The 25,920-nt window shown below is 59.5% G+C and carries 17 protein-coding genes; 16 read left to right on the top strand and 1 reads right to left on the bottom strand.

What is annotated here, in order from left to right:
- Nucleotides 1-15 precede the first annotated feature (15 nt).
- The 14 genes from ACZ41G_RS07085 to pstB all read left to right on the top strand — a co-directional run bounded on the left by ACZ41G_RS07085 (nt 16) and on the right by pstB (nt 16,580).
- Nucleotides 16-1,059, top strand: coding sequence for a purine nucleoside phosphorylase YfiH/LACC1 family protein (locus ACZ41G_RS07085; RefSeq protein ID WP_464145093.1), 1,044 nt, complete (start codon nt 16-18; stop codon nt 1,057-1,059).
- A gap of 247 nt (nt 1,060-1,306) precedes the next feature.
- The gene (locus ACZ41G_RS07080) at nt 1,307-2,269 is read left to right on the top strand and encodes an IspD/TarI family cytidylyltransferase (RefSeq protein ID WP_464145091.1); all 963 of its coding nucleotides are present in this window, start codon (nt 1,307-1,309) and stop codon (nt 2,267-2,269) included.
- 65 nt (nt 2,270-2,334) lie between these two features.
- Complete coding sequence (locus ACZ41G_RS07075; RefSeq protein WP_033506057.1) at nt 2,335-3,012, top strand: pyroglutamyl-peptidase I; 678 nt, start codon at nt 2,335-2,337, stop codon at nt 3,010-3,012.
- A 144-nt stretch (nt 3,013-3,156) separates the two neighbouring features.
- Nucleotides 3,157-4,569, top strand: a complete 1,413-nt coding sequence (locus ACZ41G_RS07070; protein ID WP_464145090.1) for a cell division protein — start codon at nt 3,157-3,159, stop codon at nt 4,567-4,569.
- A 232-nt stretch (nt 4,570-4,801) separates the two neighbouring features.
- Entirely contained in the window at nt 4,802-6,139 is a 1,338-nt protein-coding gene (locus tag ACZ41G_RS07065) for a C1 family peptidase (RefSeq protein ID WP_464146261.1), read from the top strand.
- Nucleotides 6,140-6,296: 157 nt separating this feature from the next.
- Nucleotides 6,297-7,433, top strand: coding sequence for a 3-deoxy-7-phosphoheptulonate synthase (locus tag ACZ41G_RS07060; protein WP_464145088.1), 1,137 nt, complete (start codon nt 6,297-6,299; stop codon nt 7,431-7,433).
- An 84-nt stretch (nt 7,434-7,517) separates the two neighbouring features.
- Nucleotides 7,518-8,801: a 3-deoxy-7-phosphoheptulonate synthase gene (locus tag ACZ41G_RS07055; RefSeq protein WP_464145086.1), complete on the top strand. Its 1,284-nt coding sequence runs from the start codon at nt 7,518-7,520 to the stop codon at nt 8,799-8,801.
- A 108-nt stretch (nt 8,802-8,909) separates the two neighbouring features.
- Nucleotides 8,910-9,605 (top strand): 5'-methylthioadenosine/S-adenosylhomocysteine nucleosidase, encoded by a 696-nt coding sequence (gene mtnN, locus ACZ41G_RS07050; RefSeq protein ID WP_033506050.1) that lies wholly within the window; start codon nt 8,910-8,912, stop codon nt 9,603-9,605.
- A gap of 220 nt (nt 9,606-9,825) precedes the next feature.
- On the top strand, nt 9,826-11,283 hold the full coding sequence (locus ACZ41G_RS07045) for an ATP-binding protein (protein WP_464145085.1): 1,458 nt from the start codon (nt 9,826-9,828) through the stop codon (nt 11,281-11,283).
- Nucleotides 11,261-11,965 (top strand): response regulator transcription factor, encoded by a 705-nt coding sequence (locus tag ACZ41G_RS07040; protein ID WP_404440252.1) that lies wholly within the window; start codon nt 11,261-11,263, stop codon nt 11,963-11,965. Before ACZ41G_RS07045 ends, ACZ41G_RS07040 begins: the two co-directional genes overlap by 23 nt.
- 502 nt (nt 11,966-12,467) lie before the next feature.
- Nucleotides 12,468-13,601 (top strand): phosphate ABC transporter substrate-binding protein PstS, encoded by a 1,134-nt coding sequence (gene pstS, locus ACZ41G_RS07035; RefSeq protein ID WP_464145083.1) that lies wholly within the window; start codon nt 12,468-12,470, stop codon nt 13,599-13,601.
- 184 nt (nt 13,602-13,785) lie between these two features.
- Nucleotides 13,786-14,739, top strand: a complete 954-nt coding sequence (gene pstC / locus ACZ41G_RS07030) for a phosphate ABC transporter permease subunit PstC (protein WP_464145081.1) — start codon at nt 13,786-13,788, stop codon at nt 14,737-14,739.
- Nucleotides 14,739-15,749 carry a phosphate ABC transporter permease PstA gene (gene pstA / locus ACZ41G_RS07025; RefSeq protein ID WP_464146260.1) on the top strand — a complete coding sequence of 337 codons (1,011 nt, stop codon included), beginning with the start codon at nt 14,739-14,741 and terminating at the stop codon, nt 15,747-15,749. The genes pstC and pstA overlap by 1 nt, the downstream gene beginning before the upstream one ends.
- 51 nt (nt 15,750-15,800) lie before the next feature.
- The gene (gene pstB, locus ACZ41G_RS07020; RefSeq protein WP_033506015.1) at nt 15,801-16,580 is read left to right on the top strand and encodes a phosphate ABC transporter ATP-binding protein PstB; all 780 of its coding nucleotides are present in this window, start codon (nt 15,801-15,803) and stop codon (nt 16,578-16,580) included.
- Between the two features lie 1,461 nt (nt 16,581-18,041).
- Here pstB and ACZ41G_RS07015 read toward each other — a convergent pair.
- Complete coding sequence (locus ACZ41G_RS07015; RefSeq protein WP_464145080.1) at nt 18,042-19,025, bottom strand: hypothetical protein; 984 nt, start codon at nt 19,023-19,025, stop codon at nt 18,042-18,044.
- Between the two features lie 308 nt (nt 19,026-19,333).
- Between ACZ41G_RS07015 and ACZ41G_RS07010 the strand changes: the two genes are divergently transcribed.
- A complete protein-coding gene (locus ACZ41G_RS07010; RefSeq protein ID WP_464145079.1) occupies nt 19,334-20,728 on the top strand; it encodes an NCS2 family permease in 1,395 nt (464 codons plus the stop codon).
- A gap of 467 nt (nt 20,729-21,195) precedes the next feature.
- Nucleotides 21,196-25,785, top strand: a complete 4,590-nt coding sequence (locus ACZ41G_RS07005; protein ID WP_464145077.1) for a SpaA isopeptide-forming pilin-related protein — start codon at nt 21,196-21,198, stop codon at nt 25,783-25,785.
- The last annotated feature ends 135 nt before the right edge of the window (nt 25,786-25,920 follow it).

Raw genomic sequence — 25,920 nt, 5'->3', positions numbered from 1 at the left:
GCTAGGATAGGCGGTATGAACGATCCTGCGAACATCGTGGACAGCAACGCCATCCCGCCGGTGGACGAATCCGGCAATCCAATCCCCGTCACCATTCCGATCATCCTCGCGCCGGGTATCACCGTGACCTACACGACCCGGTTGGGCGGGGTCAGCCAAGGCGATTACGCGGCGTGCAATCTGGGCGGAAAATCCGGAGACGACCCCAGACATGTACTCGCCAACCGGGTGGCTTTGCGCACCGCGGTCGGCGCTGACCTGTCGCTGATCAGCCAAGTCCATTCCGGGGAAGCAGTGGATGTCGACGGTTCCTTCACCATCAACACGCCCTTCGGATTCGATGTATCCGGCACCGTGCGGGCAGACGGCACGGCTGTAGACGCCGCGAACTCTGAGGCCACCGACACAGGCGTCGACACGGACAGGCAGTCTCAGGTGGTCGCCGCTGACGGCCAGGTGACCTCGCGCACCGGCATCGCGCTCGGCATCTTTGCAGCGGATTGTCTGCCTGTTCTCATGGCAGATCCGGTATCCGGCATCATCGCGGGTGCGCATTGCGGCAGGCGAGGGTTGGAACGCGACATCATCGCCCATACCATCGATCTCATGTGTTCCAAAGGCGCAGAACGCTCCCGTATCGTCGCCACGCTCGGACCATGCATCTGTGGCGACTGCTATGAGGTCGGCGGGGATATCGCCGACGCGTTCGATGCAAAATTCCCCGGCACCTACACGCTCACCCGCTTCGGCGGCCCCGGCATCGATATCGCCGCCGCCGCCCGCCAGTGCCTGGACAAGGCCGGTGTGAGCGCCGAACGCATCATCGATTCGCGGCCCCGCGTCGCCGCCGCAACGCAATATCTCGCGCAAGACCAGGAACTGCGCGACTTGTGCCGTATCGACAACGAAGGCGATCCTGAGCTTGACGAGCGGGTCGGCGCCATCAAACACAGCCTATGCACCTTGGAGAACCCGCTGTGGTACTCGCATCGCCGCGCCGCGCTCGCCAAGAAAACGCATGAAGGCCGAATGCTCGCCCTGATTTCGCGGCAAGCCTGACTTCGTGGCGGTCGGGTGTTTTTCGCCGATCGTTTGTCTGCTTGTTGGCCTGTCTGTATGTATGTGGCACCGGCTTTCGGTCTACGTCTCAGACCGCTCTGCTCCGGTGGGCTGCCCCCCTGCAAGACTCTGGTCCCAAGCTGTCCGCTCAAGTCGGAACCCGACAAGGTGTCGGAATCCGCCGATTCGGTGCAGAAACCCGCACACGCATCGACATCGGGCCATGGTTGCGTTTACGGTGGGGCGTATGTGCGAAGAGAGTCCAGAATCCCAGCATGACCGGCAGCCCGACCGCGCCCAGCAGTCGCAGGCTTACGATGCCGACCCGCAAGAGGCAGTCCAATCTCAACCGGCCACCGAACCCGAATCGCCTGTCGGACCTGCTGATTCGGCCGGCGCACCAGCCGAATCAGCCGACGAATCAGCCGCCGCACCAGCCCAGGTCCCTGTGGTCGCGGTGGTACTGGCTGCGGGCTTCGGAACCCGTTTCGATTCCCGAAACCCCAAACAATTGGTCGCGGTGGCCAATAAACCGGTGGTGTGCTGGAGCATCGAGGCCTTCGAATACGACCCGAGAATCACGGATATCGTCGTTGTGGTGAACCCGCAGGTGCGCGACGAGGTCGAGCGTCTGGTGGACGAAGGCGGCTACGCGAAAGTCCGTGCAATCATCGAAGGCGGCGCCGAACGCGTAGACAGCACGGAGAGCGCGTTGCAGATGCTTGCGGATTTCGGTATCCCGCAGGACGCGAAGGTGCTGATCCATGATTCGGTGCGTCCGTTCATCGAGCGGTCCTCGATCGACGGTTGCATCGACGCCCTGGATGAATTCGATGCGGCGACGGTCGCCATGGCCTCGACGGACACGATTCTCGTCACCGAAGATTTGGGCGACCGCAAAGTGGTACATGCGGTACCCGATCGCAGCGATATGTTCCGCGCCCAGACCCCGCAGGCCTTCCGCTTCAAGACAATCCGCCACGCATACGAGCTCGCCGCGCAAGATCCGGATTTCCATCCGACCGACGATACGCGGGTGGTCGTGGATTATCTGCCGGATACGCGTGTTGCGATTGTCGCCGGCAGCGAAAGCAATATGAAAATCACCACGCAGGACGATCTGGAGATGGTCAAGCGTTTCGCGTTCGAGGCGACCCGCAAACGCGCCATCGACCGCGTGCAGGGCATGGTGCGTCCCGACGAGGCGTAGGTAGGCGTATATCGCCATGAGCCCGTGCTCACAGGAGAAATGCGGTTGTGGCTAGACTTGAAGGTATGAAACAGATCAATGTGGTGATGTCCGGATTCGAGCCATACGAGGGCATCGACGTCAACCCATGTCTCGAGGTGCTGTCCGCGTTGGAACGCGACGGGCTCGCCGGGTTCGCCGAGCAAGACCGCCTTTTGGCTGATGCACAGGTGACCATCCACACGGTGCTGCTCCCGGTCAGTTTCGCCAAGGCGTGGCCGATGCTGCTGGAGACCATCGAGCGCACGCACCCGGATATCGTCATTGCAACGGGTCTCAAACGTGCGGCGCGTGGCATGCAGTTGGAACGTTGCGCCACCAATCTGATGGACGCCGCCAAACCTGATGCAGACAATCGTCGCCCGCGGCGCATGCCGATTGACCCCGAAGGGCCGGCCGCATATTGGACGCGTCTGCCCCTGCGCTCCATCCTCAAGGATTTCGCCGACCACCATATCCCCGCGACTTTGAGCTCCGACGCGGGCACCTACGTGTGCAACTCGCTGTTCTACAACCTGTTGAACTGGGCTGCGACGAAGGACCATGTCATCGGTGGTTTCCTCAATTTCCCCACGGTCAACGAGCAGCCGCACCCCCAGCACGGTCTGCCGCTCGCCCAACAGATCGCGGCGGCGCGTGATGTGGTCCATGAGACAGTGCGCTACTATCTGGAGCCTTCGTCGGGGGAGATTCTGCTCGCATAAGCGGCGTGTGTGCGCTTGCGCCGGCGGGCTTCGAACGCAACTGTGAACATGAAGTGATGGCGTTCCTGAACGTCCTATTTTTGGGGTAGAGTTCAATCGGTTGTGTGTTGCGGAGCACTCGCTCCGTGGGCGAAAGGAATATTCATGGTTGATCGGTTCCCGATCGTGTTTCACGGTTACGACAAGGAGAAGGTCGACGAGGCCATCAATGCGTCGCAGGAGTCGCTGAATCGTCTGCGTGAGCAGGTCAAGTCAAGCGATGACACGATTCTGCAGTTGCAGGCGCAGTTGCAGGAAGAGAAAAACAACGTCAAGAAGGCATCGAAGGGCAATTCCTTCGCTTCTCTTGGCGCAAACGCTCAGCAGATGCTTGCCTCCGCAGAGCAGACCAGCCAAGAGCTGCTCAACCGCGCCAAGCAGGACGCCGCCTCGACGCGCGCCTCAGCCCAGGCGCAGGCTGAAACCCTGCTGAACAACGCGAAGCTCGATGCCAAGCACATCATCGACGAGGCGAATGCGAAGGCGAAGGCCACGCTGGACAAGGCGAATTCCGAAGCCGCGACGATCACCGCGAACGCGAAGGAAGAAGTCGCGCAGATGCGTGCCGAAGCTGCCAAGGCCGTCACCGAGCAGCGCGACACCGTCAAGCTTGAGCTGAGCAACGCCCGTGAAGAGCAGAAGAAGCGTATGGCCTCCGATCTGGCCAAGCAGAACCGTGAGATCTCCGACATGAAGGCCGACGCCACGCAGAAGATTGCGGCTCAGCGCAAGGCTGCGAACGAAGAGATCACGCATTTGAAGAGCGAAGCCAACGATCAGATCGAGAAGGCGCTCGCCGAGGCGAATAAGAAGCTCGCCGACGTGCGTGAGCAGGCGTCCCGTACGATGACCGAGGCCCAGCGCAAGGCCGGTGAAATCACCGATGCCGCCAAGGCCAAGGCCCAGGAGATCTCCGATCAGGCCGAGGTGTATCGTACGAAGACCATGAGCCAGGTCGATGCCGAAGCCGAACAGATTCGCGCCGATATCGCCGCTCAGCAGGACGATGCGACCAAGAAGGTCAACGAGCTGCTTGACAATCTCGAAGAGCGTCGTACCGCCGCAAAGCAGGAAGCGAACGATCTGATTGGTAAGGCGAAGAAGACCCGCGAGGAAGCCGACGCTTACGCCGACCAGAAGCGCAAGGCCGCCGATGAGCAGGCTGCGCAGATCCTCCAGAAGGCTCAGGAAGACGCCGCCAAGCAAATTGAGGAGCGTCGCCAAGCTGCCAAGAGCGAGCTTGATGGGCTCCAGCAGCATATCGCCGAGCTGCAGCAGCGTGAATCCAGCATCACCCAGCGCGTCACCGAGCTGCGTTCGATGTTCGCCAACGCGTTCTCCGGCTTCAATTTCGGTGCGCCGAAGGCTGAAACCGACGATGTCGCGGTCACCGGCGTGGTCGCCGACGGCGAGGGCGCGAAGCCTAAGGCCGGCGCGCAAGACCAGCAGTTGCCGGCTTCACAGCAGGCTCAGCTGCCCGCGTCTTCAGCGAATGAGGATGGTAACGCAAACAACTGATTGCTGAACCTGATATTATGTGCCTTGGAAAAGCCCGCTGACGCCGTCATCACGGCATCGGTCAGCCCATGACGTTCAAGGCATTGGATATGGAGGAGCGTCCGGATTCCGGCGCTCCTCCTGCCGTATGTACCACGCTCGCCATGTGCACGGGCGAAACACAGGAATACCGGAAATCGGGAATACTGAAATACAGGCAGAAATCATCAATATGAACAGACAAGAGGTAGGAATGGACCAGATTACGCCGTTGAGCGCTGAAGCATTGGACAATCTGCGTCAGGAGTTCGACGCGAGCGAGCATAATCACCTCGCCATGAATGCGGTTACTGTCGCCGGCATCCAGAATGTCGCCCGCAACTATGACCGCGCGCGCCGCCTGCAGCGGCGCTTCTCCACGGTCGTTGACAACGGCGCTGTCACCCATCAGGACCATTCCGGTCGCTGCTGGCTGTTCAGCTCGCTGAATGTCGCCCGTTTCATTGCGAAGAAGAACCTGGGGCTGAAGGAATTCGAGTTCTCGCAGAATTACGCCATGTACTACGACAAGCTCGAGCGCGTGAACTACTTCCTCAAGGATGTCGCCGCGCTGGTGCGTGCCGGCGAGCCGTCGGATTCCCGTCTCATGCAGCATCTTCTGCATGACGTGATGGGCGACGGCGGCCAGTGGACGATGGCGATGAACGTGTACAAGAAGTACGGCGCCGTCCCCAAGGATCTGTTCCCGGAGACCGCATCCTCGAAGAACACCGGCGAGATGAACACGCAGCTGCGTGCGCTGCTGCACACCGCGGTCGCGCATATGTACGCGAACAAGGCGCAGATTGGCGAGATTATCGCGCGCACGACCGACGCCGGGCATCGCATCCTCACCATCCACCTCGGCGAGCCGCCGAAGAGCTTCGATTGGGAGTGGACCGACGCGGACGGCAATTTCCATCGTGACGGTGAGATCACGCCGGTCGACTTCTGGAAGAAGTATGTGAACGCCGGTCTCGAGGATTACGTGTGCCTCGTGGACGATCCGCGTGTCGAACATCCGAAGGGTCGCAAAATCGGCATCGAGCATCTGGGCAATGTCGCCGGGGGAGACCCAACCGAATACCTCAATGTGCCGAACGAGTTCATGAAGGATTGCGTGCGCCGGATTTTGACCGAGCAGGGCATCCCGGTGTGGTTCGGCGCGGATTGCCATCCGATGATGGACCGTGAGTCGGGCGCCTGGGCGACCGACCTGTTCGAGTATGGCCGTGTCTACAATGTGGACTTCGATATGAACAAGCAGGATCGCGTGCGGTTCGCCGATTCCGCGATGAACCACGCGATGGCGTTCGTCGGCGTGGATGTCGCCGACGACGGCAAGACGACCCGTCGCTGGCGCGTCGAGAACTCGTGGGGCGACAAGATCGCCGACAAGGGCTACTTCACGATGAGCGACGACTGGTTCACCGAATACGTGTACGAGGTGGCCGTGCCGCGTACGATGCTCCCGGCCGAATACCAGGCCGCTCTGAACGAGCCCGCCATCATGCTCCCCGCCTGGGACCCGATGGGCGCTCTCGCCGACTGACGACACCTGTCATGTCATTGTCCCGCCTGCCGACGCTTACGCATCTTTCAGCGTCGGCAGGCGGTTTGCGTTCCAGCATGCAATCACGGTGCCGGTTCGCTCCGTGCCTTGCGATAGGGTGAGTAGTCCATGTCCGGAATGTCGAAAGGAGAGAGTGATGGCTGGTCTGCGTGGTCCCGATAGTGCTGAGGATGAGCGCCGATTCGGTGATGCTGCCGTACTCCCCGAGACTGTGGACATCAACATACGCCAGCTTGACCCGATTCCCGCGCCGCGCGCCTTCCTGCGTGAGTTGCCGTTGACCGACGATGCGCGTGATCTGGTGCTGCGTTCGCGTCAGGAAATCCGCGATATCATGCACGGTCGTGACGACCGTCTGCTCGTGCTTGTCGGCCCCTGCTCGATCCACGACCCCAAAGCGGCCCACGAATACGCGACCAAGCTTGCCGCCGTCAACCGCGAGTTGAGCGACCGTCTGCTCATCGTCATGCGCGTATATTTCGAAAAGCCGCGCACGACCATCGGCTGGAAAGGTCTGATTAACGACCCCGATCTGGATGGCCGGTTCAATATCCGCAAAGGCATGTGGCTGGCGCGCAAAGTCCTGACCGATGTGCTGGGTCTCGGCCTGCCGGCTGCCACCGAATGGCTTGACCCGATCACCCCGCAGTACTTGTGCGACCTCATCAGTTGGGGCGCAATCGGCGCCCGCAACACGGAAAGCCAGGTGCACCGCGAACTGGCGAGCGGTCTGTCCATGCCGGTCGGTTTCAAGAACTCCACGGACGGCTCGATTAAAGCGGCTGCGGATTCCTGCTATACCGCCGGATTCGAGCATCATTTCCTCTCGATTAATCTTGATGGCCGTGTGATTTCGGCTGAAACGAAGGGCAATCCCGACTGCCATGTGGTTTTACGCGGCTCCAGCCACGGCCCTAATTATGATCCGCAGTCGGTTGCCGCAGCGCTTGAAGCGCTGAAAGCTTCGAAGGCGACCGGTGTGAGCGAGGCCGGCGTGGTCATTGATGCAGCCCACGGCAACTGCGGGAAGAACGAGGTACGCGAAGCCGAAGTGGTCGAGAATATCGCCGGGCGCATCGCGCAAGGAGAGCCGGGTATTTTCGGTGTGATGATGGAAAGTTTCCTGAAAGGTGGACATCAGAAGCCCGCCCCGCTCGACCAGCTTGTCTACGGCCAATCCGTCACGGACGCCTGCGTGCCGTGGGATCGCACCGACCAGCTGCTGCACACGCTGGCCGACGCGGTCACTGCACGTCGCGCCCTGCGTCGGTAGCCGGTTCCGCTAGTGGGGTTCCGGGCTGTCTTGCCTGCCTTCCGATCGGTGGCGTTATGCTTGAGTCAGTATTGACGAAAGGGCATGATGAACGAGCAGAAGCAGGACGCGGCAACACCGGAAGCATCAGTGGCATCGCAGCGGGCGGCACAGCAGCAGGCGGCGTACCCCTTGCATATTGGCCAGCAGCCGCTGAATTCGCCGGAGGATTTGCGTGCGATCCACGAGGCGATCAGCGAAGGCAAGAATCCTTTGGAAGCGACGGATGTTCCGCGCTGGGAGGATCAGGTCGGTGTCAGCCGCATTATCAACCGCCGTGTGCTTGAACTCGAGCCGTTGCCCACGCCGGCGCAGGTGTTGTCGTCGCTGCCGTTGTCGCAGCAGGCGGAGAATCTGGTCGCCTATTCGCGCGATGAAATCCGCGCGTGCCTGTACGGGCAGGACGACCGTCTGATGGTCATCGTCGGCCCCTGTTCGGTCCATGATCCCAAGGCTGCGCTTGATTATGCGCATCGCCTGTCCGCGCTGAAAGACGAGCTGGATGACCAGTTGCTGATCGTCATGCGTGTGTATTTCGAAAAGCCGCGTACGACAATCGGTTGGAAAGGTCTGATCAACGACCCCGACATCGACGGCAGTCATCAGATTCGCAAAGGGCTGCTGCTCGCTCGCCGCGTGCTGCTCAGCGTGCTGGACACCGGGCTTGCCGCCGCGACCGAATTCCTGGAGCCGACATCGCCGCAGTATATCGCCGATGCGATCAGCTGGGGAGCAATCGGCGCGCGCAACACGGAAAGCCAGATTCACCGGCAGCTGGCGAGCGGCCTGTCTATGCCAGTTGGTTTCAAAAACGCCACGGACGGATCCGTCAAGGCGGCGGTCAATGGGTGCTATGCGGCCGCCCAACAGCACACGTTTTTTGGTATCGACCATCTGGGACGCGCGAGCGCTGTCGAAACGCTCGGCAATCCCGACTGTCATGTGGTGTTGCGCGGCTCGAGCCACGGGCCGAATTACGATGCGCAATCCGTCGCACAGGCGATGGCGGATATCCGCGCGATGCTGCCCGCTGATTCCGCGGCGGCACATGGGTTGATTGTCGACTGCTCGCACGGCAATTCCGGCAAGGACGAGCATCGTCAGGCGCAGGTCGTGCGCGATATCGCCGCGCGGATCTCCCAGGGCGAGCGCGGCATCACCGGTGTGATGATGGAGAGCTTCCTTGAGGGTGGCAACCAGAAGCCCGCCCCGCTTAATCAGCTGGTCTACGGCCAATCCATAACCGACCGTTGCCTGTCGTGGCCTGATACCGAACAACTGTTGCGTGAATTGGCACAAGCCGTCGCGCAACGTCGCTGGAACGAGTGATTCGGGCGGCAAATCAACGCGTCAACGCACCAACGCGTCGGCACGGCACAACACCCCAACATGTCAACACATCAAACCAACGCAACACACAAGAGCAAAGGAACAACAATGACCACCACCATCGCCATCATTGGGGCATTGGACGAGGAAGTCGCGCTCATCGCTGCTTCGCTTGACCACGTGGAGCACCACCGTGAGGCAAGTCTCGACGTCGCGCACGGCACCCTGACCACGAACGCCGGCGAACAGGTCCGTGTCGCCGCAACTGTCGGCGGCATGGGTCTGGTCAATGCGGCCGCGACCACCCAGTACCTCATCGACACCTACCATCCGCAGGCTGTGATCTTCTCCGGCATCGCCGGCAATCTCAACCGCGACCTGCATATCAACGATGTCGTCCTGGGCGGCACCTTGCGTTATCTGGACACTGATATGCGTCTGGTCGGCCAGTGGAAGCCGAAAACCGAGGAATTCCATTCCGATGTCCACCTGTTGGACGTCGCCTCGGCAGCCCTCGATGCGGCCGGAATCAAACATGTCGTCGGCACGATCGCATCCGGCAATTACTTCGTCGATTCGCCCGAGAAAGTCAAGGAAGTTCGGGAGACTACCGGCGCCGACGCGGTCGAGATGGAAGGCGCCGCTGTCGCGCATGTTGCTGCACGCAACGATGTGCCGGCCCTCGTGATCCGCGCGCTGAGCGACAACGCCGACACCGATTACGAAGTGTTCAAGGAATTTGACATCTCCGAGTACGCGGATACCGCCGCCCGCCTTGCCATCGACATCGTGCGCCGGCTGTAAGCGGCTGTAAGTGGCGGTAACGTCTACAGACGGCGTGCGTGTTGTAATCGATGGTCAGTAGCGATAAGGCCGTAAGTCCGCCGTGCACGATACAGCGCAGCCGCAGATTCGACGGCGAATATGAACAGCAGGCGAACTTCAGTCAAACTCGGGTATGCCAAAGCATCCGTGAGGTTACGCTTGATATGGAGTCGCCGCGACTGCGGCACAGGGAGGAACGATGGACGCACGTCAATTGGCCATCGCCGTGATCATTGTGATCGTGGTGACAGTGCTCGCTGTGCTGCTCGGATACCGTTGGGGGCGCTGTGCCAGCGAACGGATCTGGGATGATGCCGCCGACGGGACTCGGCATGATGCCGCCCGTCCGGATGCTGGCACGAACGGCAATCCAGCAACAGCTGCGAACGATGCCGGCGGCTTTACCCGGCAGCAAAGCGTGTTCGGCCGTGGAACAGTGCGTCAGGCGGAGGAGCAGTTCATCAAGATCATGCCTGACATGCTGGTCATTGCTGATGGGGATGGGCATATCCGGTATGTCAGTCCTGCGGCCAATGCGCTCGGCGTTGTCAAGGACGGTCAATTCGTCAGCGATGACATGACGCAGGTCGTGTCCATGGTCGCCGCGGATGGGCAGACCAGGGACCGGGAAATCGCGATGGAAAGCCGACAGTTGCTTGGCGAGGGCGACCACCCGGGCAGGGGCGTCAAAGCGGGAACAGCCAGCCCCACGCATACACGCCATGTGCTGATTCATGCGGGTCCGATTGACGAGCATCGTGTTGCGGTGTTCATCCGCGATATCAGCGAGCGCCGCCGGTTTGAGATAATGCGCCGCGATTTCGTGACGAACGTGTCGCACGAGCTGAAAACACCGGCGGGGGCGATTTCCCTGCTTGCCGAAACGATCACCGACGCGGCGGACGACCCGGATGCCGTGCGCTATTTCTCGGGCCGGATTTCAAAGGAATCAAAACGCCTGACCAATCTCGTCCAGCGTCTGATCGAGCTGCAGCGCGCGGAAAGCACGGCCGGCATCGCTTCCGCACGTCAAATCGACGCGCTGGATGTGGTCAGGGATGCCGCCCAGCAGAACGCCGTGCAGGCCGAGCACAAGAATATCGATATCCGTGTGACGCATACCGGTGGTCCGGCGCTCATTACGGTCGATCACCGTGCGCTGACCACGGCGGTCAAGAACCTGATCGAGAATGCTATTCACTATTCCCCCGAAGGGACAACCGTTACCGCTGATATCGCGCGGCATGACGCCGAGGGGACGGTGACCATCCGGGTGATTGATCAGGGGATAGGCATTCCTGAACAGTCACTGGATCGTATCTTCGAGCGCTTCTATCGCGTGGACCCTGCTAGGTCGCGCGATACCGGCGGAACCGGGCTCGGGCTGGCAATCACGAAACATTGCGTCGAGGAGTGTGGCGGCACGATTTCAGTGTGGTCGCATGAGGGGAGCGGCTCGACGTTCACAATTGAACTTCCGTTGGCCTGTGGCGACGATCATGATGCGTCTGCAAGCAGCCAAGTGGCTGCCGATACGTCCGTCCGGGCTGTCGGGAAGCCGCCGTCGCAAGAGCGGACGGACAGGCAGGCCGTAGAGACGGGACAGATGGAACAGCAAGGAGCAGGACAACAGCATGACACGCATTCTGATCGTTGAAGATGAGGAATCCTATCGAGAACCGTTGGTCTATCAGCTGACCCGCGAAGGATATGATGTCGAGGCCGCCGAAACCGGCGAGGAAGGTTTGGAACTGTTCACGCGCGGCGGTGCCGACTTGGTTTTGCTTGACCTGATGCTTCCCGGCATCGACGGAATCGCGTTGTGCCGGCGCATCCGTGAACAGAGCCGCGTACCGATTATCATGCTCACCGCGAAAAGCGCGGAGATCGACAAAGTCGTCGGTCTTGAAATCGGTGCAGATGACTATGTGACCAAACCGTATTCGTTCCGCGAGCTGTTGGCGCGCATCCGTGCGGTGCTGCGCCGCAATCAGTCAGTGGAACAGGCGTCCGGCGCGCAGGATGACGATGTCGCGCTCGTCTGCGGCGATATCACCATGCATGTGGGCGAGCATCAGGTCACCGTGCGCGGGCAGGACGTGTTCTTCCCGCTCAAGGAATTCGAGCTGCTCGAATACCTCATGCAGAACAAGGGGCGCGTGATGACCCGACACCAGCTGATTGACCGTATTTGGGGATCGAATTATGTCGGCGATACCAAGACGCTGGATGTGCATGTCAAACGCGTGCGTTCAAAAATCGAGACCGACCCGTCTCATCCCCAGTATCTGACGACCGTGCGCGGTCTGGGCTACAAAATCGACGACCCGACCAAGTAGATCCTTCGGCCAGTGTTTCCGCGCCGATGACCGCGCGACAGTAAGTGGACACTCCTGTTTCTGCCGACGCTGAGTGGCGTGTGAGTGTCGGTAGAAGCGAATACCGACGGTGAGATGTGCGTCAGCGTCGGTAGAGGGTGTTGCCGACGGTAGGTTTGGTGTCAGTGTCAGCAGAGGGTATTGCCGATGCTGGGCCGGTGGTCGGCATCGGTAGAAGCATATGGCGATGCGTTGTTGCCTAGCCCGTGTGATTCATGATGTGCTTCATGATGTGCTTCGTGGTGCGATTCGCGTGTGATATGGATATGGCTGCGTCAGTCGCCTCTGTGATATCGACAAGAGTTCATCTTCCGTTCACCTGATTTGGCTCGCGGCATGGGCTACGTCCCATAGGCTTGAAGTGTCATGAATGGAAAGGTGCCAAGTTTATGATGCGGGGTCACGGCCCCGAGGCACAGGGTGGGATTCCCACCCGTTGTGATATTCAGAGGGATAAGAAGACATGCGTAAGAATTTGCTTGTACGTTCCATCGCCGCTGTTTCCGGTGTCGCCATGATTGCGGCACTTGGCGCCTGCGGAAACAACGAGCCTGCTTCTTCCGGCAGCTCTACTGCCAGCAAGTCCACAGCTTCTGCTGAAAAAATCTCCGGCGAGTTCCAGGGTGCCGGCGCTTCCTCGCAGCAGGCAGCTGTCGAAGCATGGATCGCCAGCTACCAGTCGCAGAATCCGGATGCGAAGATTTCCTACAACCCGAGCGGTTCGGGCGCAGGTGTCAGCACCTTCCTCACCGGTGCCACCGCGTGGGCCGGTTCCGATGCCTCGCTGAGCGATGACGAGGTCTCCCAGTCGAAGAGCGTGTGCGCTTCCGGCACCGCGTTCGACGTCCCGGTCTACATTTCCCCGATCGCCATCGTGTTCAACCTCAAGGGCATCTCCGGCAAGGACAAGCACCTGAACCTTGATGGCGAGACCATCGCCAAGATCTTCGACGGCAAGATCACCAAGTGGAACGATGACGCAATCAAGAAGCAGAACCCGAAGGTCAACCTGCCTGACACCGCGATCACCGTGGTCCACCGTTCCGACAAGTCCGGCACCACCAAGAACTTCCTGAGTTACGTCAAGGATGTCGCTCCGGATGCTTGGACCTATGACCTCGGCGAGAACTGGCCGAATGAGGTCGGCCAGGGCGCCAAGGGCACTGATGGCGTGATCAACACCGTCAGCCAGGCCGATGGCACGATCGGCTACGCCGACGCTTCCAAGGCCGGCGATTTGGGCACCGTCGCGGTGAAGGTCGGCGACAAGTACGTTTCTTACTCCGCAGAAGCAGCCGCCAAGGTTGTGGATGCGTCCCCGCTTGACGATTCCGCCAAGGGTGACAACCGCGTGGTTGTCAAGCTCGACCACACGACCACTGCGGATGGCGCTTACCCGGTTGTGCTGGTTTCCTACGACATCGTGTGCCCGGCCTATAAGGACGCCAACACCGCGAAGTTCGTGAAGTCTTGGCTCACCTACGTGGTCAGCGAGGATGGTCAGAAGGTTGCTGCCGACAACGCCGGCTCCGCCCCGATGAGCGACACGCTGCGCGCGAAGGTCACCAAGTCGATCGAAGCCATCAAGACCAAGTGACGTGGGGACTCCATCGGTCCGAGGCTACAGCCGGTGCGACCGATGCAGCGCCCGTCAGACGGTATCATCGATAATGGAATGATGAAACGATTTCAGGCCGCGGCCCAGCTTTGAAGCCGGGCACGGCCTGAAGCCGATTCCACCATGTGTCCGATTTACGGGCGAAAGCCCTGAAGGAGAACCTGTGAGTTCCGAGAAATCCACGCTCGACCAACCGGCCGGCGGCAAATCCGCGGACAAGATATTCAAAGGTGTCGCATATGCGTGCGGTGCGCTGATTCTTGTTGTACTCGCCGCGGTCTTTCTCTTCCTCTTCTTCCGTGCATGGCCGTTGATTGGCGGCGACCAGAAAGCCAACCAGGCGACAATCGAGTCGTTCACCGGCGGTAAGGCGCATAACTTCTGGCAATATGTAGGGCCTCTTGCGTTCGGCACCATCCTGGTCGCGGCGCTCGCCCTGCTTATCGCTTTCTTCGTATCCGTTGGCATCGCGCTATTCATTTCGCAGTATGCCCCCAAGGGATTGGCGACCGCGCTGAGCACGATTGTCGACCTGCTGGCCGCTATTCCTTCGGTTATTTACGGCTTGTGGGGTGGTATCGTGTTGGTGCCGGCAATCTATCCGTTCTGGAACTGGGTCGCCAAATACCTCGGCTGGATTCCGCTGTTCAAGGGACCTGCCGCCAACCCTGCCCGTACGGTCGCCACGGTGGCTGTGGTCTTGGCTGTCATGATTCTGCCGATTATCACCTCCATGGCGCGTGACGTCTACCTGCAAACCCCGCGTCTGCAACAGGAGGCCGCACTTGCCCTCGGCGCCACGAAGTGGGAAATGATCAAGCTCGCCGTCTTGCCGTTCGGCAAGTCCGGTGTCGTTTCCGCATCCATGCTTGGTCTTGGCCGTGCCCTTGGCGAAACGATGGCCGTGCTCATGATCTTGTCTCCTGGCATGCATTACTCGTTCAAGATTCTGCAGGCATCGCAGAACCAGACGATTGCGGCCAATATCGCAGCCCAGTATCCTGAAGCGAATTCGCTGGGCGTCTCCACACTGATCGGCACGGGTTTGGTGCTGTTCCTCATCACCTTCGTGGTCAACTTCATCGCCCGTAAGATCACGCAGAAAGTGAGCGCATGATGACGGCTTCAGAAGAATATGCACAAGCTGCGGGCGAGTCGCCGATGAAGGGCGCTCCGGTCATCGATTTCGACAAATTCAAGCCGACGCGTTCGATGATCGCACGCCGCAAGCGCAAGGATGCGGCGATGGGTGGACTGATTTCTGTCGCCTTCATCGTCGCGCTGATTCCGCTGTTTTCGGTGCTGTGGACCACGATTGTCAACGGTGTCAAGAGGCTGAACCTCAATTTCCTGTCCTATAACATGTCCGGCGTGATTGGCGGTCAGCCGACGGCGTCCGGTGGCTATGGCGGTATTCAGCATGCGATTATCGGCACGCTGGAAATCACGCTTGGCGCTCTGCTGATTTCCGTGCCGATCGGCATCATGTGCTCGGTGTATCTCATCGAGTATTCGCGTGGCAGCAAATTCGCGAAGGCCATCGGTCTGCTGGTTGACGTGATGAGCGGCGTGCCTTCGATTGTCGCCGGCCTGTTCGCGTTCTCGATGTTCACCATCTTGGTCGGGCCGGGAACGTTCAACGGTTTTGAAGGATCCGTGGCTCTGTCGCTGCTCATGCTGCCGACGGTGGTCAAGTCAAGCGAGGAGATGCTCAAGATTGTGCCGAACGATTTGCGTGAAGCCTCATATGCTTTGGGTGTCACCAAGCAGCGGACCATCACGAAGATTGTGTTGCGTACAGCGCTTCCGGGTATCGTGTCGGGTGTGATTCTCGCTATTGCGCGTGTTGTCGGTGAGACTGCGCCGTTGCTGATGACCGCCGGATACATCGTTACGACCAATGTGAACCTGTTCAGCGGTCAGATGACCACGCTTCCGGTGTATGTCTACCAGGAGTACAGCAAGCTGAAAGTCGCTTGCCCGGCATCCGCAAGTTCAGCCTGCGTAACCGACATCCCGATGCAGCGTGCATGGGCTGCCGCTCTGGTGCTCATCGTGATCGTGCTGATTTTGAACCTGATCGGTCGTCTGGTCGCCCGCGTGTTCGCGGTGAAGTCCGAACGCTGAATGCTATTGCGTATCCGTTTTCGCAAATCCGGAACAAACTGAAGGAAAACAATGGGACAACGTATTGATGTCAAGAATCTGAACATCTACTACGGCGATTTCCTCGCCGTGGAAGATGTGAACATCAACATCGAGCCGAACAAGGTCACCGCGTTCATCGGTCCGTCCGGGTGCGGCAAGTCGACGGTGCTGCGCACGCTCGACCGCATGCATGAGATCATCCCCGGCGCTCACGTCAAGGGCGAGGTGCTGCTGGAAGGCCGCAACCTGTATGACAAGGATGTGGACCCGGTGGCTGTCCGCCGTGATGTCGGCATGGTGTTCCAGCGCCCGAACCCGTTCCCGACGATGTCGATTCGTGAGAATGTGCTTGCAGGCGTGAAACTGAACAACAAGCATTTGAGCAAGTCTGATGCTGATGACTTGGTGGAATGGGCGTTGCGCGGCGCGAACCTGTGGAATGAGGTCAAGGATCGTCTTGACAATCCAGGTATCGGTCTGTCGGGTGGCCAGCAGCAGCGTCTGTGCATCGCGCGTGCCGTGGCTGTGCATCCGCAGGTGTTGCTGATGGATGAGCCGTGCTCTGCGCTCGACCCGATTTCCACGCTGGCCGTGGAGGATCTGATCAACGAGCTGAAGAATGACTACACGATTGTGATTGTGACCCACAACATGCAGCAAGCAGCGCGTATCGCCGATTTCACCGCGTTCTTCAATTTGAAGGCGGTTGGCCAGCCTGGTCATCTGGAGTATTTCGCCGATACGACCACGATGTTCAACAACCCGCAGAACGAAGAAGCCGAACGGTATGTATCGGGACGTTTCGGCTGATTCTATCAGCCGAAACGTAGCGGCGGCCCGGTGGGCTGTCGCAAGCCGGCTTCAGCCGGTCAGAAAATGTTGCCCCGCGCGTGCAGCGCGGGGCTCAATAATTGCACGTGAGGCTGATTTATCAGTCGAATCCGGTGGCTGGCCCAGTGGGCTGTCGTAAGCCGGCTTCAGCCGGTCAGAAAGTGTGGCCCCGCGCGTTGTGCGCGGGGCTTATGTATTGCATGGTGGCTGATCGGGTCGATTGAAACGCGAAGTGATGGCTCGGTGGTCTGTGGCTGGCTGGGTTCGGTCGCTGGAAATGGTATCTCGTGTTGCCGTGCATGGGGCTCCTTGATCGCATGTTTCGGCGGTTTCCCCATCTGTCTCGCATCTGCCCAAGGCTGCCCCAAGCCGGCTGGGGACGGTCGGAATCTCAGACCAGCGCTTCGGCGGGGAGCCATCTGATCGCAGGACGGGTCATCCGTGTCATCCGCTGATGCACGGGGGTTTATCGCTTTCACGGTCGGTCTGCCTTCCACTCCCGTAGCTGGAATCCCTCCGCTGGGAGTTTATGCGTGTTCTTCTATTTCCACCCTGTTCTCCCGCATCGGCGTGGGACTTCTCGCTTGATTTGCGATTGGGAGCGTAAACTCCCATTGGCGTAATTATTCTCGTGTTGGTATTTCAACGTTCTTCTTGTCACATCTGTGCTGGATTTGGTTCTTATACATAAACTCCCGGGAGTTCTATCACCCTTCCGTGGATTTGGCGAAACACGTCCGCCCGCGTCCGTCTGCGCCTCGCCGCGTCAGCCCGTGTTGCCGTCCACGCTGTCGCCGTCATGCGCGCCGGCATTCAGCAGCGCGAGGATCTCGTCTTGGCCCAAGGAATATTGATACGAGCCATCGGCCCCTCCTTTGTATTGTTTGAACGCATGCAACTAGGAAAAGGCCCATGGCCTTTCCATTCTTGGAAATCCTGCTACATCACAGTACGGGCATTATCCCCGTGCCGTAATGGGTGTAACAGATTTGCAGTTCGGTCTCTGGCCCTACTGCAACGCTTGTTCCGGCCGTGTCGTGTTACGAGGTATTCTCTTGTCGCATCTGTGCCGAATTTCGTCTTGGCAATCAAACTCCCGGGAGTTTAGTCGCTGTTCCGCGGATTTGCCATAAACTCCCACTGCTCCCATTGAGGGCGTGTTGGTATTCCAACGTTTTCTTTGCCACATGAGCGGCAAAACGCGTCCTTGCTCTTAAACTCCCGGGAGTTCAGCCACCATTGTGCGAATCTGCAAGAACTCCCGGGAGCTCGGTACTAGTTTGGCGAATCCGCCTGGGAGTCCCGCTAGTGTCTGTCACTGTCTTCGCTCGACTGCCTGCGTCTCTTTGATTTTTCTCCTCCCGTGCAGCCATTGTTGCCGCGCAACAGCAACATTCGCATCTACTGCGGATTCTGCCCCTGCGCTTGATCGCTTCTCCTTCACAACGGTTTCGCAATGGGTCGGAATCCTGACGTGACACCGCGCTGGCTGAGCACCCGCGCTACATTGAGCGCAAAGTGCGCACGGGCGTCAACTGTGTTGATGGTATCCGCGTCAATGGTGAAAATGTGCCACCCATTCTGTTGCAAACGATTGCGTTTTTCGTGGTCGTTGCGCCATTGCCTTCGATCGGTGCGGTGGTGGTCTCCGTCATATTCGATGCCGACTTTTGCCTCAGACCATGCAAGATCTAGCGTGTACGGCACTCCTGAATTGAAGGTCAGAAAATTGACTGCAAGATTACAATCGGGTCGGGGCAACCCATGTTGGATCAGCGCAAGTCGTACTCGTGTCTCTTGCATGGACATCGATCCGCAGGCAATATATTGCGCGGCTCGGATGCATGCCTTTTTTCCGTGGTACCGTTCCGTGCGGCTGACGAATCTACGGATGGTCTCGACTACTGTAGATTGAACTGGAATCTGATGTTGTGCAGTCTGCGATTGCAACTCCGCTTGTGTGGCGCGCAGTTGCTGCGTCAACTCTGTGCTGAGGGGAGTATTGTTCTTTGCCAGGGTTGTGGCTACTGCATCACCGATGATGATGAGTTCTTCAAGCGTGCGCTGTGTGGCCAGTTGCGCCCACGAGTGGAGCAGATCAAGCGTGCGCAGCCCGCTACGGTGCCGGATTACTGATTCCTGAGTTCCGATGTGCCATCGGTGTTCTCTGATTCCCATGCATCGTGCGCGCGGCATACCGGGCAGACTGGTCGCGTCGAGGAGATTTAGCGTCTCGTCGGGATGTCGAAGTACTGGGATGCATTGAAGTTCCAGAGATGTCGCCGCTGCGAAGATGAGTTGCGTGCCGGCGTTGTTCGGTAGTGACAGACATTGTTGTTGTGCGGCGATACTTCGCGCCTGCAGTTGCTCGTGGCAGCCCTGTGTTTTCGGAGCTGGGTTCGGGGATCGCTGGGTAATATTCATGATGATGTTCCTGTTGTGATGTTCGTTCCCGGATTCTTGCAGATGCAATACATGTGCATATTACGAATGCGCTGCCGGTGGGTCCACCACGCCGGGCAAATGTGGTCGGAAGATGCCCCCGCGTCTTCATGACTTCTCCACATGCTATCGTGGGCATGTCCGATGGGTCGGCGGCGCCACAACGCGGTTCGCCCATCGCGTGAACCTTGCCGTCGGCCGCATCGCCGGCGACCGGGCGAGTCGCAGTAACCTCAGCGTGGCGCTCATCCGTCGCGCGCAAACCAAGAATCAAGGAGAGAGCAGAACTTATGGAGAAGTTCTTCCATCTCAAGGAGAACGGCACCACGGTATCCACTGAGATTACCGCCGGCCTGACCACGTTCTTCGCGATGTCGTACATCATTGTCGTCAACCCGCAGATTTTGCACCAGACGGGTATGCCGTGGGGCGGCGTGTTCCTTGCCACGATTATCGCGGCGATCATCGGCACGCTGGTCATGGGCCTGTTCGCGAATGTCCCGTACGCGCAGGCTGCAGGCATGGGGCTGAACGCGTTCTTCACCTATACGGTGTGCTTCGGTCTGAAGTTCACGTGGCAGGAGACCTTGTGCATGGTGTTCCTGTGCGGCTTGATTAACATCATCATCACGGTCACCAAGATTCGTAAGATGATCATCCAGGCGATTCCTGAGGTCCTTCAGCATGCGATCGGCGGCGGCATCGGCTTGTTCGTGGCGTATGTGGGCATGCTCAATGTCGGATTCATCACGTTCACGCCGAAGGACACGAAGGCCGCCGGCAAGGGGCTTGCCACTGCTGCCACTCCGGGCCTTGCGACGCTGAACAACCCGACGCTGTGGCTGTTCCTTATCGGTCTGCTGCTGGCCATTGTGTTCACGGTGACGAAGGTGAAGGCCGGCCTGTTGCTGACGATCATCATCACCACGATCATCGGTATCCCGATGGGCTTGACGACGATGTCGAATTCCGTGTCGATCGGTGAAACGTTCTCTCAGCTGCCGACCACGTTCGGCGCGATCTTCAGCGCCAAGGGCTTCCCGGCCCTGTTCTCCGACCCGGCGCGTATCCCGCTGGTGCTGGTGACGATTTTCGCGTTCTCGATGTCCGATACCTTCGACACGCTGGGCACCTTCATCGGTACGGGACGCCGCAGCGGCATCTTCTCCGATGAGGATGAGAAGGCTCTGGAGAACGGTTCCGGCTTCAGCTCGAAGATGGATCGCGCGCTGTTCGCCGATTCCATCGCCACGTCGATCGGCGCGATTTTCGGCACCTCGAACACGACGACGTATGTGGAATCCGCGGCGGGTATTGGTGCCGGCGGTCGCACGGGCTTGACGTCGGTCGTGGTGGCGATCTGCTTCGCCCTGTCCGCATTCCTGTCCCCGGTGATTTCCGCTGTCCCGTCCGCCGCGACGGCCGGCGTGCTGGTGATTGTCGGCTGCATGATGGCCGCAAGCCTCAAGGAAATCGCGTGGGACAACATCGATGACGCGATTCCGGCGCTGTTCGCCGCCGTGTTCATGGCGTTCTCCTATTCGATCTCGTACGGCATCGCCGGCGGTTTCATCACGTACTGCATCGTGAAGACCTGCAAGGGCAAGCCGAAGGAGGTTCATCCGGTAATCTGGGTGGTCTCTGCGCTGTTCATCCTTGATTTCGTCTGCATGGCGGTGCTGTGACCGTAGGGCGGTGAATTGCCGGCGGGTGTCTGCCGGGGTGTTGCGGGGCTGTCGCGTTGCGGCGGCCCCGCTCGCTATGCCGCGGGGATGCTATATCGCGGGGTGGTGTGCCGTGGGGAGGGGGCGCCACGGTGGAGGATTCGCTGTGGGGGATATCGTGGGGTCCGGCTGGTGCCGGCGTGTCGCTTTTCCCTGTGCGCTACAACGATGTGGTAAGCCCGCCGCATGATTGACGTCAAACGTTCGACGGAAATCATCCGACAGGGGCTCCGACGTGGAAACGTGCTCGGTGCCCGGTGCTGTACTCCACCATGGCAGGTGGAACTCGGCTATACTAGACGATAGTGCGGAACTATGTCCAAGGGGATTTCCTCCTTGGGTTTGCCGGGCGGCAGTGGGCCCGGTGCTGCGCGTGAGGCGTATCCGCCTGGCGGGGACTTCCGGTAGGCGAATGAGGAAGGTGACACATGGTGAACCCGTGGAAGGCGAGGGCCCCGAAGCACAGGGGCGGCGGGGCGGCCCGGTATGCGCACGGCAATGGGGTGGCGTTGCGCGCATCCGCGCGTCGTCTGTCTGTCATTGCCACAGCGGTGTGCGCAGCGTCGGCCATGATGCTGTCGTATGTGGTGGCGTTCACCGCGAAGGGTGATTCCACGCTCACAGGAGGCGCTTGGGATTCCTCGATCAAGGATGCCGGTGCCATATCCCCGCCGCAGACCTTGTCGCTCGGCGACAATGTTACGACGACGAACAAACCGGATACCGGCGTCGCCACCTATGTGGGCGGCAACATGTATGTCGGTGAGAAGATCGGCTCGAATCCCGCTACGGTGCAGTCCAATCTCAACAGTGATACTGGTATCACCGGCTCCTATGCGGCAGAGGCCGAGGGGCTGACCTTGGTTGATGGGCGTCTTGCCATGCGTCAGGTCAAGAACAGTTGGGGAGGCCAGGGCTTCCGCTTCGGCGTGGTAGGCTTCGGCTCCCAGTTCCGTCCCGCTGAAACATATTATAATGATGACATCGGTGCCGAAAAAGATGCCAGTGTGTTGGCTGTGCACGGTTTGGACAAATCGGGCACGGGCATCACCCACATCACCCAGTTGATGGGCAACAGTGGCATTGATGTTGCGGCTTGGGGAACCGTGTCGGCCAACAACAACTATGGTGGCGGTTGGGTCGGTTATCCTAAGGGTGGCCGAGAATTCAGGTACATGGCGACGGTACCACGGTCCAATTCATCGGTTGCCCGTGAATGGGACCATGATAGGGAGCCACAATACACCTCTTTGGCGAGGGTGCTAGACGGCACTCGAAACGAAGGCGGCTGGGATACGCTTAAGGACCCCTCCAAATCCTTCAAGATCAACGGTGTCGAATACGCCAACTTCGGCAAAACCCTGCAATCGCAATCATCCGAACTCGCCAGCTTCAAAGCCAACGGCACATACACCATGGACATTGATGCGCCGGCAGCGACGGGCAATGCGCCGGCAGCGAAGGATTTGACGCGGTACAAGTACGATTACTACAAGCGCGAGGTCCACAACAAGCAGACTATCGATAGTTACAAATTCGAATTCACCGGCGGTGTGAACGAGAAGCTCATCACCCTAACCGGCGACGGCAAGTCTGCCCTGCAGGTCTTCAATGTCAAGGCTTCGGACTTGTCGACTGGCGGTGACAAGTACACAGGTGTTGATTTCTGGTTCCGTAACATCCCGGACAGCGCTTCGGTGGTCGTGAACGTGATCAACGATGACGGATCGACAACGAAAAAGAACACGGTGGACTTCCACAACGGCTGGCGTATATGGTGGGGCGGCAACGAGGACTCCAAGATCACTGATCACGACGACGTGACGGAAATCGGCGGGTACTACTCCTACAACGAGTCGGGCAGTGGTCCTGCAATATATGCCAAGCGTGCCCAGCAGGTGCTTTGGAACTTCCCGTACACCACGCAGCTGACGATTCTTGGCGGCCAAGGCACCGGCAACCAGACGGTGAAATCAAAGGACGGTGTCACCAAGACCAAGAAGCAGATGACCACGAACGACGACCCCGCGGCGGCATGGATCGGCAGTATTTATGTGCCCAACGGCGGTTTCCAGTCGCATGTGTCCACCAACGGCCGCGTGTATGTGGGCGGGGACTTCGAGGTAGATAACCCCACGCCGGTGACGTACACCGACGGCACCCCGTTCACCAATTTCGAAGGCGGCAACTCCGCGTCCGTCATCGACATGGACCAGGAACGCCATAACCTGCCGTGGAACGCGTACTACACGCAGGACAGCTCCGCCATAGGCTGGAGCAAAGTCGACAACTCGGACGGCGAGACGACTCTTTCCGGAGCCTCGTGGAGTGTATACGGCTCAATCGATGACGCGAAGAGCGGCAACAACGCCATCATCTCGGTGACTGACAACGGCAGTAACGATTGGTCCACCGAGAAAGGCAAGGTCGTTGTCAAAGGGCTCAAGCCGAAGGCGAACTATTTCATCAAAGAGAGGAAGGCGCCGGAAGGTTACCGGCTCAACACCAACATCTATACCGTTCAGACCAAGCAGACAGGGGATGCCAACGTTAATTTCCTGACGTCGTTGGTGTACGACAAGAACGGTAAACAAGTCACCACTTCCGATGACCAAATGATGCACTCCTTCACGGATGCTGACGGCCGTACCGCTTACGCGATCGGCGACAAGAAGAAGGGCGGCAGCGTCAGCTGGACGAAATACGCCGAGGGCGACAGCTCGAAGACCGGACTCGCCGGATCAAGCTGGACCCTCACGAAAACCGATGCCAGTACACCCACCAGTTGGACAGTGAATGACAACACCACTGCCGCCACCGGCATTACCCTGACCCAGGGCGACACCACGGTCAGTGGCGGCAGTGTGCAGGTCGAGGCGTACAAGACCATCACCCTGAAAGCTTCCGTGGCCCCAGCTGAGGCGAGCCAGCAAGTGACATGGAAATCGTCCGACACCAACTTCGCTGTGGTGACCGACGGCGTGGTCACCGGCGTCGCGGCTGGAGCATCCATCATTACGGCCTGCTCGGTCACGAACAGTGGCATCTGCTCGAGCGTGACTGTCACGGTCAACGCCGTCAATGTCAATTCGTTGACGGTGACAAGCGACGGTTCCACCGTGGCCAAAGCCTCAGGCGGCGCTGACAAGCCGGTGAGCGCCGAGGCGGACGTCAAAATGTTCGTCAACAAGACGCAACTGTTCCAAGCGACTGTCGACCCCCCGAACACCGTGGCAACCAGCTGGTCCGCGTTGGATCCCGACATCGTCTCGGTGAGCGACTCTGGCCTGGTGACAGCCAAGAAAACCGGAAGCACCACGGTGGTCGCCACCGCAGGCAACAAGTCGGTCCGGCTCCATGTCACTGTCATCAATGTCGACAGCTCCAAGATGGTGGTGTACTTCCACCACACGGAGTCCGGCTGGACGGGTGACGTCTACCTCAAGTACCAGAAGAATGATGGCTCGTGGCTGACTGAAGGCAACTACGTCAAGATGAAGCAGGCCTCCTGCAGCAGTGATTACGTGTACGCCATCATCGACAAGGCGACTTCCGGCAAGCAATTCCTGTTCTCGAACAGCAACACGAACGACAGCACGGCGGGCTGGTACAAGGCCACCGGCAACGCGAACTTCTCGTTCATCGGCGGCTCCGCCATTACCGTGGGCGTCGGCAAGGCGACGGATGGCGCTCCGGTCGGGACCAGCTGCCCGACCGAAGTGACTTCAGACCTGGTCGATTCCCAAGCCACTATGGCCGCGGCGAAGACCTCGGGGACCGTTATCAATGCGACAGACAAAACCTTGTCAACCGGCACCGGCATGTCGCATGCCTCGGATGCCGTTGTGAGAACCACGACGGACAGTGTCAAGCCGTCCCTGCGTCTGGCCGCTGACACCGACACGTTGGAAGATACGGACAGCGGCGTCGGCAAGTTCACCGTGAAGGATCTGGACGACGGCACGTACACGCTGAAAGAGGCGACCGCTCCGGTGGGGTATACGCTCAACGCCACGTCGTATTCCTTTACGGTCAAGGACGGCAAAGTGAACTGGACAGGCGACGCCCCAAGCCTCGTGAACGCCGACGGCGTGCTTCAGGTGCCCGATACCCCGACCGTGGTGACGTGGTACAAGGTCGACGGCAGCAACGCGAACGATCCCAGCCATTCAGGCAAGCTTGCCGGCTCACAATGGAAGATCACTGATGCGTCGGGTGAAGTGTTCTGCCTCGCGGACAACAACGCGCAGATCGATGCCTCGCGCTGCGTCGGCGACACGACCACATACCAGGATGCGGATGGCACGGCTGGCGTCATCAGCATCAAGGGCCTGCCTGTCGGCACGTACAAGCTGAAAGAGACCGTGGCCCCGACCCTGTACCAGCTGGCGGACACCGAATACACGTTCACAGTGACCACTGATGCCTCCAAAGCGGTCGAGATCGGCGGCTCTTTCGCCGATATCAAAGGGAATGGCAACAAGATTCTCAACATGGGGATGACAGGTTCGGTCACGTGGAAGAAAACCGACGAGAGTGGTGAGAATCTGTTGCCAGGGTCTGAGTGGCAGTTGATCTTGTACCCCGACTATGCGCCCAACACCCCGAAGTACAAAAAGACCGTCACTGATTGGACCCACACCACGTCGGCAACCCATACATGCGCAGAGTGGTACTGCGATACCAACCCCGGCAAGGGTGAAATCACGCTGAAGAACCTGCCGTGGGGCAAGTACGAACTCAAGGAGACGAAGGCGCCTGCTGACCACCAGCTGTCGACCGACACCTACACCTTCACCATCGTGCGCGCCAAGCAGTCCGACTCGATGGACCGCACCTTACTGAATATCGACTTGGGTTCCATCGAAAATGAGACTTCCATCACTTCTCTGCCTATGACGGGAGGTGTGTGGACGCCACGGCGCGTGCTGATAATCGGCGCGGGCCTGCTGGCGCTGTCGGCGGCATCGTATGCCCTCGCACGGCGCAGCGCGTGGCACGGACGCCGCCGTCGGTGATGCGAAACCGCAGCCGCGAAAACGCGGCCAAGCAGTAACCATAACTGAAAACCACAGCTGAAAAGCAACACAGACTTTCCGCCGCCCCGCATAGACACGAGGCGGCGGCAGGACGGGCGGCCGTACAAGCGGATG

The sequence above is a fragment of the Bifidobacterium porcinum genome (genome assembly GCF_055378475.1).
This window is presented reverse-complemented; position numbering and strand designations above follow the sequence as displayed.